Annotated in this window: 13 protein-coding genes; 11 read left to right on the top strand and 2 right to left on the bottom strand. The window is 64.1% G+C overall.

The annotated features are described in order from the left end of the window. The first annotated feature begins 454 nt into the window (after window positions 1-454). The 4 genes from leuA to NLY43_RS26070 all read left to right on the top strand — a co-directional run bounded on the left by leuA (window position 455) and on the right by NLY43_RS26070 (window position 5703). Window positions 455-2131 (top strand): 2-isopropylmalate synthase, encoded by a 1677-nt coding sequence (leuA, locus tag NLY43_RS26085; RefSeq protein ID WP_023711107.1) that lies wholly within the window; start codon window positions 455-457, stop codon window positions 2129-2131. Between the two features lie 193 nt (window positions 2132-2324). After that, window positions 2325-4094: a tetratricopeptide repeat protein gene (locus tag NLY43_RS26080; protein ID WP_023711106.1), complete on the top strand. Its 1770-nt coding sequence runs from the start codon at window positions 2325-2327 to the stop codon at window positions 4092-4094. Window positions 4095-4197: 103 nt separating this feature from the next. Further along, window positions 4198-5001, top strand: a complete 804-nt coding sequence (locus tag NLY43_RS26075; protein ID WP_023711105.1) for an alpha/beta fold hydrolase — start codon at window positions 4198-4200, stop codon at window positions 4999-5001. Between the two features lie 84 nt (window positions 5002-5085). Beyond that, on the top strand, window positions 5086-5703 hold the full coding sequence (locus NLY43_RS26070) for a hypothetical protein (RefSeq protein ID WP_023711104.1): 618 nt from the start codon (window positions 5086-5088) through the stop codon (window positions 5701-5703). On the opposite strand, the gene NLY43_RS26065 is transcribed toward NLY43_RS26070, so the two are convergent. After that, window positions 5704-6630, bottom strand: a complete 927-nt coding sequence (locus tag NLY43_RS26065; RefSeq protein ID WP_023683636.1) for a metallophosphoesterase family protein — start codon at window positions 6628-6630, stop codon at window positions 5704-5706. 71 nt (window positions 6631-6701) lie between these two features. On the opposite strand from NLY43_RS26065, the gene NLY43_RS26060 reads away from it, so the two are divergent. Continuing rightward, the gene (locus NLY43_RS26060) at window positions 6702-7202 is read left to right on the top strand and encodes an NUDIX domain-containing protein (RefSeq protein ID WP_031199217.1); all 501 of its coding nucleotides are present in this window, start codon (window positions 6702-6704) and stop codon (window positions 7200-7202) included. A gap of 16 nt (window positions 7203-7218) precedes the next feature. Here NLY43_RS26060 and NLY43_RS26055 read toward each other — a convergent pair whose 3' ends face one another. Then, window positions 7219-8205, bottom strand: coding sequence for a glutathione S-transferase family protein (locus NLY43_RS26055; protein ID WP_023699707.1), 987 nt, complete (start codon window positions 8203-8205; stop codon window positions 7219-7221). Window positions 8206-8476: 271 nt separating this feature from the next. Here NLY43_RS26055 and NLY43_RS26050 point away from each other — a divergent pair, with 271 nt between their 5' ends. The 6 genes from NLY43_RS26050 to NLY43_RS26025 all read left to right on the top strand — a co-directional run bounded on the left by NLY43_RS26050 (window position 8477) and on the right by NLY43_RS26025 (window position 13218). Then, window positions 8477-9013 (top strand): GNAT family N-acetyltransferase, encoded by a 537-nt coding sequence (locus NLY43_RS26050; protein WP_023686191.1) that lies wholly within the window; start codon window positions 8477-8479, stop codon window positions 9011-9013. A 106-nt stretch (window positions 9014-9119) separates the two neighbouring features. Continuing rightward, window positions 9120-9881: a 3-hydroxyacyl-CoA dehydrogenase gene (locus NLY43_RS26045; protein ID WP_023683632.1), complete on the top strand. Its 762-nt coding sequence runs from the start codon at window positions 9120-9122 to the stop codon at window positions 9879-9881. Window positions 9882-9887: 6 nt separating this feature from the next. Beyond that, window positions 9888-11054 (top strand): CaiB/BaiF CoA transferase family protein, encoded by a 1167-nt coding sequence (locus NLY43_RS26040; protein WP_023711102.1) that lies wholly within the window; start codon window positions 9888-9890, stop codon window positions 11052-11054. Window positions 11055-11089: 35 nt separating this feature from the next. Further along, entirely contained in the window at window positions 11090-11860 is a 771-nt protein-coding gene (locus NLY43_RS26035; RefSeq protein ID WP_023711101.1) for a HugZ family pyridoxamine 5'-phosphate oxidase, read from the top strand. A 153-nt stretch (window positions 11861-12013) separates the two neighbouring features. After that, window positions 12014-12352, top strand: a complete 339-nt coding sequence (locus NLY43_RS26030) for an ArsR/SmtB family transcription factor (RefSeq protein ID WP_023669951.1) — start codon at window positions 12014-12016, stop codon at window positions 12350-12352. A gap of 71 nt (window positions 12353-12423) precedes the next feature. Further along, window positions 12424-13218 (top strand): TrmH family RNA methyltransferase, encoded by a 795-nt coding sequence (locus NLY43_RS26025; RefSeq protein WP_023683629.1) that lies wholly within the window; start codon window positions 12424-12426, stop codon window positions 13216-13218. Window positions 13219-13226 lie beyond the last annotated feature (8 nt).

Raw genomic sequence — 13226 nt, 5'->3', positions numbered from 1 at the left:
CGGCCTCGGCTACACGCAAGTCTGGCGCATTTGCCGCGCATGGGGAAGAGTGCTCGCGAGTGGTGGAATGGCAGCCCACTTGCCTGTCCATGGCGGCTCCTGTATGAACCCCGCCATGAACACGCGCGTCTCCTCCGTCGCTTCCCGTCCGACCGGCTTTGCCGGCGAGACCGTGCGCGCGCTGGCATCGACCCTGCTTCTTCTCGGCCTTATCGGCGATCGCCGGGTTCGCTGAAGGAGCGCCCGGCGGTCGAACCGCCGCTTACGCGCACGCTCCTTGGCCAGTTCAGAAATTGGCAATTCACATCAAGCGAACGAAAATCTGATAAGGCGCTGCTCGCCCTGGAATCCGTCCGAAGACCGATCCGCGAGCCGCCGGGAGAACAAGACGATGAACGCACGAGAAGACATCCGCGCCGGCGAAGCCGAAAGCGTAAAACGCGCGACCGGCCACATGCCGGGTGCGGCCCGAAAATACCAGCCCTACCCGACGGTCGGTCTCACCGACCGCACCTGGCCCAACAAGGTCATCGACAAGGCACCGGTCTGGTGCTCGGTCGATTTGCGCGACGGCAACCAGGCGCTGATCGATCCGATGGGTCATGAGCGCAAGGCGCGCATGTTCGCCCTGCTGCTCGACATGGGTTTCAAGGAGATCGAGATCGGTTTCCCCTCGGCCTCGCAGACCGATTTCGATTTCGCCCGCTGGTGCATCGAGGAAGGCAATGTGCCGGCCGATGTCTCGCTGCAGGTGCTGGTGCAGTGCCGTCCCGAACTGATCACCCGCACCTTCGAGGCGCTGAAGGGCGCTACCAATCCGATCGTGCATTTCTACAATTCGACCAGCGAGTTGCAGCGTCGCGTCGTCTTCGAGAAGGATGTCGGCGGTATCAAGCGCATCGCCACCGACGCGGCCAAGATGATCACCGACATGGCGGCCAAGGCCGGCGGCGGTTATCGCTTCGAATATTCGCCCGAAAGCTTTACCGGCACCGAGCTCGAAGTCGCGCTGGAGATATGCAACGCCGTCACCGAGATCGTGAAGCCGACAGCCGACAACAGACTGATCATCAACCTGCCGTCGACGGTCGAGATGTCGACGCCCAACATCTATGCCGACCGGATCGAATGGATGTGCCGCAACCTGGACGACCGCGAGAACCTGCTGATCTCGCTGCACCCCCACAACGATCGCGGCACCGGCATCGCCACCACCGAGCTCGGCCTGATGGCGGGTGCGGACCGCGTCGAAGGCACGCTGTTCGGCAATGGCGAGCGCACCGGAAATGTCGACATCGTGACGCTGGCGCTCAACATGTACACGCAAGGCGTCGATCCCCATCTGGATTGCTCCGACATCAACCGGATGAAGGACGTCTACGAATATTCCAACCAGCTGAAGATCTCCGAGCGCCATCCCTATGTCGGCGAACTCGTCTACACCGCCTTTTCCGGCTCGCACCAGGACGCCATCAACAAGGGCATGAAGGCCTTGAAGAAGGCCAACACGCCGGTCTGGGAAGTGCCCTATCTGCCGATCGATCCGGCCGATGTCGGGCGCAGCTACGAGGCGATCATCCGCATCAACTCGCAGTCGGGCAAAGGCGGCATCGCCTATGTACTGCAGGCCGATTACGGCCTCAATCTGCCGCGCAACCTGCAGATCGAGTTCAGCCAGGAGATCCAGGCGATCACCGACGCCGAAGGCAAGGAAGTGCCGGCAAAACGCATCCATGACCGCTTTATCGAAACCTATGTCGACCAGCCCGGCGCACGACTGAAGTTCCTCGACCATCACACCTATCCCGATACCGAGAAAAAGGGCCGGCGCGTGGTCGAGGCGGTGATCCTCGACAACGGCAAGGAGACGACCATCGCCGGCTCCGGCACCGGCCCGATCGACGGCTTCGTCGATGCGCTGTCGCGTCATGTTGGCGTCGACATGTCGGTGCTTGATTATTCCGAACATTCGCTCCAGCGCGGCTCGAACGCCTCGGCGATTTCCTATGTCGAGATGGAATATCCCGGCGGCAAGCTGTTCGGCGCCGGCATCAACACCAACATCGTCGCCGCCTCGCTGGAAGCCGTTGTTTCGGCCGCCAACCGGATAATCGGCCGCAAGGCCGGCTGATATTTTCCCGGGCGCCGAATGTCCGCGGCGCCCGGAAATCCCCCATTTGCCGAGGGAAATTCCGGTCTTTTGTGTCAACCACCGGCAACTATCCGGTGTGTTACGCGATCGCATAACATAAGCATGCTTGTATGGAAGTGCAGGCTCTATATGATTGCGCCTCAACCTGTGCCGACTTCGAGAGGATCGACACTTGCAGCATGCCACGCCTGCCGCCCCCGCAGTGCGCGAGACACTGGAGCGACTGCTCGCCAGCGAAACGTTCGGACGTTCCGAGCGCGCGCGCAAGTTGCTGCGCTATCTTGTTGAGCGCGAGCAGGCCGGCGAAGCCGACAGGCTCAAGGGTTTCTCCATCGCCATGGACGTCTTCGGCAAGGACGGCGATTTCGATTCGTCGACCGACGCCGTTGTCCGGGTGCAGGCAGGCCGGCTGCGCGAACTTCTCCAGCATTATTTCGCCAATGAAGGCATAGCCGAACCGGTTCGCATTGCCATTCCGCGCGGCGGCTACGTGCCGTCCTATGAGCTCAACGCCATACGCCTGCCGGTTGGGCAGGAGCCGCTTGCGGCGGCGGTAGCCGCCTTGCCCGGATCGCCCGACCAGGCGGCTCTTGACGCCGTTCCCGCTGCCGCGACAGCTTCGGGGGTTACAGAACCTGGGCCTTCGCTGGCGCGCCATCTCCAGTTCTTCTGGGTCGCCATGACGCTGGTCATTCTCATGCTGGGCGTGCTCATCCTGCGCCAGGGCAGCGGCGCATTGCTTGCCAGCAGCGATCCTACCGCGGTGGTCGAGACCGCGGGCGTAACGAGCAGCATCGCATCGCCGTCGATGGAGGCCCTGCCCCTCGTCTACATCGCGGTGAAGGCCACCGGCCCCGAGGCCGGCCGCGTCGCCGCTTCGCTGCGCGCCGGCCTTGCCGGTTTCGACACGATCGACTTCATCGGCCGCGACGCCGACAGCAAGCGCGATCCGAGCACCGACCCGACCAGCTTCGTTTTCGATGTCCTGCCGGGACCAATGGCAGGTGACGTGACGCTCGAACTGCAGAGCGTGGCGACCGGCCGCGTGCTTTTGTCCCGCAGTCTGACGGCCGCCGACAGCGCACCTGGCACCGTCGAGGATCGTATCGCCGCCATCCTCAGCTCGACCATTCCCGCCTCCGGCCCGCTCTACAGCTACATCGAACAGAACGGCATTCAGACCGGGCTGACGAGCTGCCTGATCCTCAACGACAGATACTATCTCGACCAGAGCACCAGGACGCACGAGGCCGCCTATCGCTGCCTGGACAACCTCGCCGGCCAGGGTGCGAAATCGTCGTTGGTCTATTCGGAACTGGCCTCCCTGACCCTTGAGGCAGCCACCGATCATTACGCCTATCCGCCTGGCGCGACGGTCGAACAGGCAATGTCTTTCGCCCATCGCGCCATCCAGATGGGACCGACCAGCCCCTATGCGCACCGCGCCTATGGCTACCTCAACTCGCGCCTCGGCAACACCGAGGAATCGATCCGCTGGATGCGCAAGGCCTATGAGCTCAACCCCTACGACCTCGGCATGGCTGCCGCTTACGGCTATGGCCTGATCTTTGCCGGCAAATATGCCGAGGGAACACCGATCCTGACCCATGCCGTCGAGACGTTCAGCGGCCATCCGACATGGTGGGATTTTGGGCTTTTCGCCGGACAGTTCATGCTGGGCGACATGAACAAGGCCGCGATAGCCAGCGAGTCGCTGCGCACGACGGCGATGAAATCGCATTATCTGGCGGCGCGGCTGATCGGCGCCAAGGCTGCCGGCCGCGAACAGCTGGCAGCCAAGCTTCTGGATGAGCTGACCACCAAATTCCCGAAATTCGCCGCCGATCCGCGCGCGGCCTTCGCCGAGCGCAAATATCCCGCCGATCTGACCGACCGGCTGGTTGAGGCGCTGCGCGCCGCGGGCCTCGGCAACGCCAGCTAGTCTTTCCGGATCGCGAAAACTTTACTGGCCATCGGTCTGGACTGGGAGCAATCCAGCCTCGATTCGAATTTCCTCTCCAGTCTTGCAATAATCGCACATTTTCATGGTCTCATCCCTCTATGTTGCCGAGCGGGGCGCCGGGCCGAAGACGGTCGTCCTGCTGCATGGCTTCGGTGGTTGCCATGATATCTGGCGCGAGGTGACCGCGTCGCTAGGGCCCGATATCAGGACTTTGGCCTACGATCTTCCGGGACACGGACTGTCTCTCGAATTCCCTGGCAGCGGCCCGGCCAAAACAGCGGCGCGAGCGGTTCTCGCGGATATCGCCGCACGGGGGATAGCAAGGGTGCATGTCGCCGGTCATTCGATGGGCGGTGCGGTCGCCTCCCTGATGGCGCTTGCCGAGCCTGACAGGATAGGCTCGCTGACGCTTCTGGCGCCGGGCGGTGCTGGGTCAGAGATCAACGGACCGCTGTTGCGCCGCTACGCCGCGGCCGCCGACAGACGGGAAATCCGCGCCTGCCTTGCCGCCATGTCGGGACCGCGAAGCCCGCCGCCCGAACGCATCGTTGGCGTCCTGGCGGACCTACGCCGTCGCCCCGGCCAGTTGCGCAAGCTGATTGAGATATCGGCCGTCATGACCAGGAACGAGCGGCAGGGGGTCATACCCCGCGAACAGCTGGACACCCTCGACATGCCGGTGATGGTGGTTTGGGGAACGGACGATCCGGTGCTGCCCTTTACCCAGGCTGATTGTCTGCCGGCGCATTTTCATATTCATCACGTGCTCGATGCCGGCCATATGCTGGTCGAGGAAGTGCCTGATGTGGTCGCCCAGGCCGTGCGCCGAAACATGGCACGCCGCGGCAGGCGCCTGCGTCCGACATTCGAGGCCGCGGCGAGCTAACTTACTTGCGCCCCGCATCTCGCCAGTGCATTTTGCCGCCGCCTGTGTTAACTCGCAATTAACCATATCAGCGAGGCGACGCCGATGAAGGACACTGGCGAAAACATCACCCCCATCGACACCTCCCGCAAACTGTCCGACGTCGTTCGCGATGTGAAAAATGCCTTCGCCGATCGCGACGATGTCGTGGTCGACATGCGCGAGGCGCACCGGATGCGGCTTGATCTGCTCGCCGCCGAGCTCGCCCCGGTCTTTGCCGACGTGCCCGCCGACATGGACAATTTCGACTTCGTCGTCTCCTCCGGCCTGCAGCCCCGCCTGTGGATCGACGCCGTCAGCCATGTCGCCATGGGGCGCGACCGCCGCACCTACCGCTTTCTCAGGGATACCCGCATCGGCCGCGTCGTGCTCGCCGAATCGACCGATATGAAACCGGTCGCCGATCAGGTCACGCGCTATGTGGCGGAGCGTATCGTCGAGCGCCAGCGCATGATGGAGGGCGGTGTCGAGCCGGCCGTCGCCGACCTGAAACGCGCCGCCGTGCCGGAAGCTGAGCCGCCCTTGCAAGCAGCCGTGCCCCGCAAGGGCTGGTCGACGTTCCTTTCCGGTCTCGGCTTGGTCGCCGCCGGCGCGCTTGTTGGCCTGGCGGTGGCGGCCGCGCTGTTTTGGGATCGCCTGATGGCGATGAAGATCAGCTTCTGATCAACGATCTGGAGGCCTCGGTGTCTGCGCGCCGAGTTCAATGACCTGCAGGTCCGATGGCGGCAAGGCCGGCCCGGTCAGGCCGCGCCGCGTCAGGCGAATCAGCCAATTGCCCTTCTCCCCGTCAATATCGAGCAGATTGTACTGTGCCGCCGGGTTCTTGCTGCCTGGCGACTGCCCGGCGGCGGCGACGCCGACGACCGGAATCCTGGCGCCGCGCCCGCCAATGAAGAACAGCGACGGCAGATGCGAATGGCCGTGCAGCACGAGTTCGGCGCCATGCCTATGAACGGTCTTGTGGAAGCGGGAGATGCCGAACAGGCGCTTTTGCTGGGCGACGGCGCCGCGCACCGGCGGATGATGGATCATGATCACCCGCAACAGGCCGCGTTTGTTCGTTGCGTCGAGCACTGTCGCCAGCCTTTGCGCCTGACCTTCGAGGAAGAAGCCGTTGGCCATGAACGGCGCCGTGGCGCGCGCCGTCGAAACGCCGATCAGCGCGACATTGCCGCGTACGCGCAGATAGGGAAAAGCGTTGCGGTCGATCGGCGCAGTCACGCCGTCGCCGCTCATCCACGCCGCCCAGGAGCGGCAGACCTTGTCGAAGGCGCCCGGCACATAGGCGTCGTGGTTGCCCGGCACCACCGAGACATCCTCCGGCGAACCCAGCGTCTCAAGCCAGTGCTTGGCCATCTCGATCTCGCCGTCGAGCGCCAGATTGACCAGATCGCCGGTAACGGTGAGGTGGTCGGGTGTGCTCGCCTTCATGTCGGCGACGATGGTGTCGATGACGGCATCGTGCATATGGCGGCGGCGGTTGCGCTGCCAGTTGACGTAGCCGACGACGCGCTTGGACGCGAGTTCGCGATAGGTTACACCGGGAAGCGGCCCCAGATGGACATCGGAAATATGCGCGAGCCTGAACATCCTTCCTTCATAGGCGACGCGCTCCCCGCTTTCCACTCACTGTTTCCTGCCCATCCACGGTTTCGCTAGTCATGGCTATATCGGACCCGGAGCAGGCGTTTCGCCAGACCGGCTGGGCAGGCCTCAGGGCAAGGCTGTTCCATCTCTATTTCCTGCTGCGGCGGCCGATGACGCTGGGCGTGCGCGGCCTGATCCACGATCGCGCCTCGAACACCGTCTTCCTCATCCGCCACACCTATGTCCCCGGCTGGCAATTGCCGGGCGGCGGCGTCGAGGTCGGCGAAACGCTTGGCGAAGCGCTGGCGCGGGAACTGGCCGAGGAAGGCAATATCGCGCTCACCGCCCCGCCGGTGCTGAAGTCGATGCATTTCAACCGCCGCTCCAGCCGCCGCGACCATGTCGGCCTCTATCTCGTCGAAACCTTCAACCAGACCGCGCCGAAACTGCCGGACCACGAGATCGCCGAAGCAGGCTTCTTTCCGCTCGACCGCTTGCCGCATGGCACGACGCCGGCGACGCTGCGGCGGCTTGCCGAGGTTTTTGAAGGCGAGCCGGTATCGCCGTACTGGTAGGCTGTCAATCCGATGCTCACGCCGCCTGCCTGAACCGCGCCCGGTCGTGCGGCGCGCCATAGTCGAGCCCAGGCCCGACCGGCACGATGCGCGTCGGGTTGATGCTCTCGTGGCTGCCGTAATAGTGCATTTTGATGTGGTGCAGGTTCACCGTGCCGGCGATACCGGGCACCTGGTAGAGGTCGCGCAGATAGTTCGAAAGGTTCGGATAGTCGGCGATGCGGCGCAGATTGCATTTGAAATGGCCGACATAGACCGGGTCGAAACGCACCAGCGTGGTGAACAGCCGCCAATCGGCCTCGGTGACACGCTCGCCAGTGAGATAGCGCTGTTTTGACAGTCGGCCCTCCAGCGTGTCGAGCGCCGCGAACAGCTCGCCGAACGCCTCTTCATAGGCCGCTTGCGTGGTGGCAAAGCCGGCGCGGTAGACGCCGTTGTTTACGGCGGGAAAGACCAGCGCATTGACCTTGTCGATCTCGCCGCGCAGGCCTGGCGGATAGGAATCGAGAGCGGCATCGCCCCACTCGTCGAAGGCCGAATTGAGCATGCGGATGATTTCGGCGGATTCGTTGGAGACGATGGTCTCTTCCTTCTTGTCCCACAGCACCGGCACCGAAACCCGGCCCGAATAGGCTGGATCGGCCTTGGTGTAGATTTGGTGCAGGAAGTCGAGGCCGTAGAGCGTGTCGCCGGTGGCGCCATCCTCGGCCAAAAACGTCCAGCCCTCAGCACCGAGGAAATGATGCACGACTGAAACCGGGATGATGTCTTCTAGCTTCTTCAGCGCGCGAAAGATCAGCGTGCGGTGCGCCCACGGACAGGCGAGCGAGACATAAAGATGGTAGCGTCCGGGCTCGGCCTTGAAGCCGCGCGTACGACCTTGCGCCGGCGCGCCGTCGCGCGTGATCCAGTCACGCCACTGCGTCTCGGCGCGGATGAACCTGCCGCTGCTATCGACATTGGCCGGACGGTCCTGCCATTTGCCTTCGACCAGCAATCCCATACGAAATCTCCTTGCGTGCCTTGGCCAATGTAGTCGCAAGGCGGCAATGCCGAAGCCGTCATCTGCTGAACAGAGCGTCACTCGTATGAAACGCCGGATGAAAACAGCCGATTGCAGCCGCCGGAAATTGATGCTAGCGGACACTCCGCATGTTCGATCTTGGCTTGATCCGGTTTGACCGACGACGAAAGGGCGCCCGCGCTTAGAAAGCGCTGACTGGCGAACGCTGCCGCTTGCAGCAACCTTTCCTCTTTATCGGACCGCGAAGACCATGAGCCTTGCCGACGTGAAATACCTGCCGGAAACTCCGGCGCATGATCCCGAAATCGAAGCCATCAACGACGAAGCCTTTGGCCCCGGCCGTTTCGTGCTGGCCGCCTACAAGATTCGCGAGACCGGCGGCCACGAGCGCTCGCTATCCTTTGTCGCCATGGATGGCGACATCGTCGTTGCTTCGGTGCGCATGACCCGCATCGCCGCCGGCGCCGGACGCGCGCTGATGCTCGGGCCGCTCGCCGTGCGGCCCGCCTTCAAGAATCTCGGTATCGGCCGCCGGCTCGTGGCGATCGCGCTGGAGGCGGCCGCCAAGGCCGGCGCGCCGGCGGTGATCCTTGTCGGCGACGAGCCTTATTACGGCCCGCTCGGCTTCAGAAAGATCCCCCGCGGCCAGATCTCCATGCCGCGCCCGGTCGACCTCGACCGGCTGCTGTCGCACGAGATCGTGCCCGGTGCCGTGGCGCGGCTCTCCGGCGAGGTCGGCCATGCCAGCCTTGCCAGGATCGCGGAGCAGGCACCAGTGATGGCCTGAGCTCCAGGATCGGTCGCGGCACCGGTCGCGATGGATCCCCATTGGTCAGGTTGCACCATGGCGGCGACCTCCGTAGCATGACCCGGAACAGCACGGAGCATGCAGCATGAACCCGAACGGCCAGATTGCGATCGTAACCGGCGGCGGCTCCGGCCTCGGCGAGGCAACCGCCCGCGCGCTGGCCGACAAGGGCGCGCGCGTCGCCATTTTCGATATCGGCATCGACCGGGCATCGAAGGTGGCGGGCGACATTGGCGGCGCCGCCATCCAGTGCGATGTGAGCAGCGCCGACAGCGGTGCGGCCGCGGTCGCCGAGGTGGAAAAGAGACTTGGGCCAGCGCGCATCCTGGTCAATTGCGCGGGCATTGCCATCGGCGTGAAGACGATCGGCAAGGATGGTCCACATCCGCTCGACCAGTACCGCAAGGTGATCGAGATCAATTTGATCGGCACCTTCAACATGATCCGCCTCGTCGCCGACCGTGCCGCCAAACTCGAACCGCTGCAGGGCGGCGAGCGCGGCGTCATCGTCAACACCGCGTCGGTGGCCGCCTATGATGGCCAGATCGGCCAGGCCGCCTATGCCGCATCCAAGGGCGGCGTCGTCGGCATGACGCTGCCGGTTGCCCGCGACCTGGCGCGCTCCGGCATTCGCGTCTGCACCATCGCGCCCGGCATCTTCAAGACGCCAATGATGGCCGGCATGCCGCAGGAGGTGCAGGATTCGCTCGGCGCGGCCGTGCCCTTCCCGTCCCGCCTCGGCGAGCCGTCCGAATATGCCGCGCTCGCCCTGCATATCGTCGAAAACCAGATGCTGAACGGCGAAACCATCCGCCTCGATGGGGCAATCCGCATGGCGCCGAAATAGACGGCCATGGCGGCCGGCGCAGTGAAGACCGGTCCGCTGGCCGGCCTGAAAGTCATCGAGATGGCTGGGCTCGGCCCGGTGCCTCTGGCCGGGCTGATGCTGTCGGAGATGGGCGCCGAGGTGCTGCGCATCGAGCGCACCGGTTCGGACCAACCCCTGCTGCCGCTCTCCGATGCGTACAATCTCGACCGTCACGGCCGCTCCATCCTGCGCGTCGACCTCAAGCAGGCCAAAGGAACGGAACTGCTGCTGCGCCTTGCCGAAAAGGCCGATCTGTTTGTCGAAGGCTTTCGCCCCGGTGTGATGGAGCGGCTTGGTCTCGGCCCGGATGCTGCATTGGCGCGCAATCCGGCGCTGATTTACGGCCGCATGACCGGCTTCGGCCAGGACGGGCCGCTCGCAGGTCGTGCCGGCCACGACATCACCTACCTCGCCTATTCGGGTGTGTTGCATGCCATCGGCCGGGAGGAAGGTCGGCCGGTGCCGCCGCTGAATCTGATCGCCGACAATGGCGGCGGCGCCATGATGCTGATCGCCGGGGTGCTTGCAGCGCTGTTCGAGCGCTCGCGCTCCGGCAAAGGCCAGGTGATCGACGCGGCGATGGTCGAGGGCGCTTCGATGCTGGCGGCCCCCATACACGCCTTCATGTCGGCAGGTCTGTGGAGCGACCGGCGCGGCGCCAACCTGCTCGATTCCGGTGCGCCCTTCTACGACACCTATGAGACGGCGGACGCACGCCACGTTGCGGTCGGCTGCCTTGAGCCGTGCTTCTTCGCCGCATTCGCAAGGCTGCTGCCGCTCGGCGAGGATTTTGTCCGCGGCCAATACGACAAGGCGTTGTGGCCGGACATGCGCGCGGCCATTGCCGACCGGTTCCGGCAGAAGACACGCGACGACTGGGACGCGCTGTTTGCCGCAAGCGATGCCTGCGTGGCGCCGGTTCTGTCGCTGGCCGAAGCCAGGGATCATCCGCACAACCGGGCGCGTCACGCATTTGTGAAGGCCGGTGCGCTCGAGCGCCCCGCGCCCGCGCCACGCTTCTCGGCCTCGCAGCCGGCGCTTGCCGGCATGTCTGAAGATGACGATCAGCTGCCCCAGACTGTGCTGGCGCGCTTCGGCTTTTCGACAGCCGAGATCAAAGCGCTTGTCAAAGCCGGCATGATTGGCCAATAACTGGATTTAGAAAATCAACTTACCTGGAGGGCATTTTGGACCAGCCGAAGAAGGTCGTCATTCGCGCGACGGACGCCGAGGCGATCAGGCTGGCCGCAACGCTGATCCGCAGCGCCCGTTTCGGCGCCCTCGCGGTGATCGAGCCGTCGACCGGCGCACCGCTGGCCTCCAGGGTCGGAGTCGCCACCGACATCGATGGCACGCCTCTGATCCTTGTCTCGGCGCTGTCAGCCCATACCGGCGCCATCCTTGCCGAGCCGCGCTGCTCGCTGCTTGTCGGCGAACCCGGCAAGGGCGATCCGCTGGCGCATCCCAGGATAACGCTGGTCTGCCGGGCGCAGCCGCTGGAACGCGGGTCGAGCGCGCATGCCCGCGCCGAGCGGCGCTATCTCAACCGCAATCCCAAGGCAAAGCTCTATGCCGGGCTCGGCGATTTCTCGATCTTTCGCCTCGAGCCGGAGCGCGCCAGCCTGAATGGCGGCTTCGGCAAGGCCTACCTGCTCGACCGTGCCGATCTCATCACCGAGGGGTTGATCGTCGACGAGCTGGCCGCCAGCGAACAATCCGCTCTCGACCACATGAATGCCGACCATCTCGACGCCATCGCCGTCTATGCCCATCATTTCGCCAGGGTTGAAGGTGATGGTTGGACCATGACCGGCTTCGATGCCGAGGGCATGGACCTGGCATCGGGCGACACCGTTTGCAGGGTCTATTTTCCGCAGCCATTGAAGACCGCGCGCGACCTGCGGCCGGTTCTGGTCGACATGGCCAAAGGCGGTCGTGCGCCAGCTACGCAAGGATAATCGTCATGAATCAAAAGCACGTCTTGAGATTTGGGCGAAATGATCTACGATTCAGGCGACGCTGAATCAGCAGCGTGATCCATAGCTGAATTATAGCAGCCAACGCTATTTGCCCCCATAGCGTTTGGATGAGCAGGAAAACATGGGGCATCGATGGTCTCGACCAAACTAATCGCCAATGCCGAATCGGCGGCGACATTTCTGACCCTTATGGGCAACGAAAAGCGGCTCTTGATCATGAGCTATCTGGCCGACGGTGAAATGTCGGTCGGCGCCATCGCCGAAAAGGTGATGCTCAGCCAGTCCGCTTTGTCGCAACATCTGGCCAAGCTCAGGGCGCTCGATCTTGTCGAGACCCGCCGCGACCGGCAGATGATCTACTATTCCTGCAAGTCCGAAGCGGTGCGCGAACTGTTGCGCATGCTGGACGGCATTTTCGGGATAGGCGACTTGTCCCAGATGGCAACGCGTCTGCGCCGCGCCGGGACTTGACCTGCAGGGCTTGACTGGCGGCTCCGATCGCTCCTTACCTCGCTGACGATTTTTCGCCGGCCGAGGTATTGATGGATCCGATCCAGATCGACGACGCGCGCGATCCGCGGGTCGCCGCCTATCTCGACATCCGCGAGCGCGATCTCACCGGCCGCCATGGCCGGTTCGTTGCCGAAGGCAAGGTGGTGCTGGACGTCCTGCTGTCAGCCGGACGCTTTGCTGCGGAGTCGGTCCTGGTCCTCGAAAACCGGCTGGCCGGGCTCGACGACATCCTGCGCAAGGCCCCTGCCGACCTGCCGGTCTACGTTGCGGCAAGCGCCGTCATGGACAGGATCGCCGGCTTCCACATGCATCGCGGTATATTGGCGATCGGCAGCAAGGGCACGCCACAGCCCGCCGAGGCCTTGCTCGACACCTTGCCTGCCGAAGCGTTGATCGTCGTTCTCATCGGCATCGCCAACCATGACAATATCGGATCGATCTTCCGCAATGCCGCCGCCTTCGGCGCCGATGCCGTCTTCGTCGACGCCACCTGTTGCGACCCACTGTATCGCAAGGCGATCCGCGTCTCCGTCGGCGCCGCGTTGAAGGTGCCCTTTGCGTCCTTCGGCGACACTGAAGCTTTCATCGCGAAGCTCGGCGAGTTGGGCTTCGGCCAGGTCGCTTTGTCGCCGCGTGGTGAGGCTGACATTCGTGATGCCGCGCGACCGAAACGACTGGCGCTCTATCTCGGCACCGAAGGCGAGGGCCTCCCGGAGAGCCTGCTTGCCCGCCTGCGGACGGTGCGGATCGCGATGTCGGAAGGGTTCGACAGCCTGAATGTTGCTGCCGCGTCAGCCATTGCGCTGCACCATTTTTCGCCCTGATAGGCGTA

Origin of the sequence: Mesorhizobium sp. C416B (genome assembly GCF_030323165.1) — a bacterium.
GTDB lineage: Bacteria > Pseudomonadota > Alphaproteobacteria > Rhizobiales > Rhizobiaceae > Mesorhizobium.
Note: the sequence above shows the minus strand (reverse complement) of the source record. Positions and strands in the feature narration are given on the sequence as shown.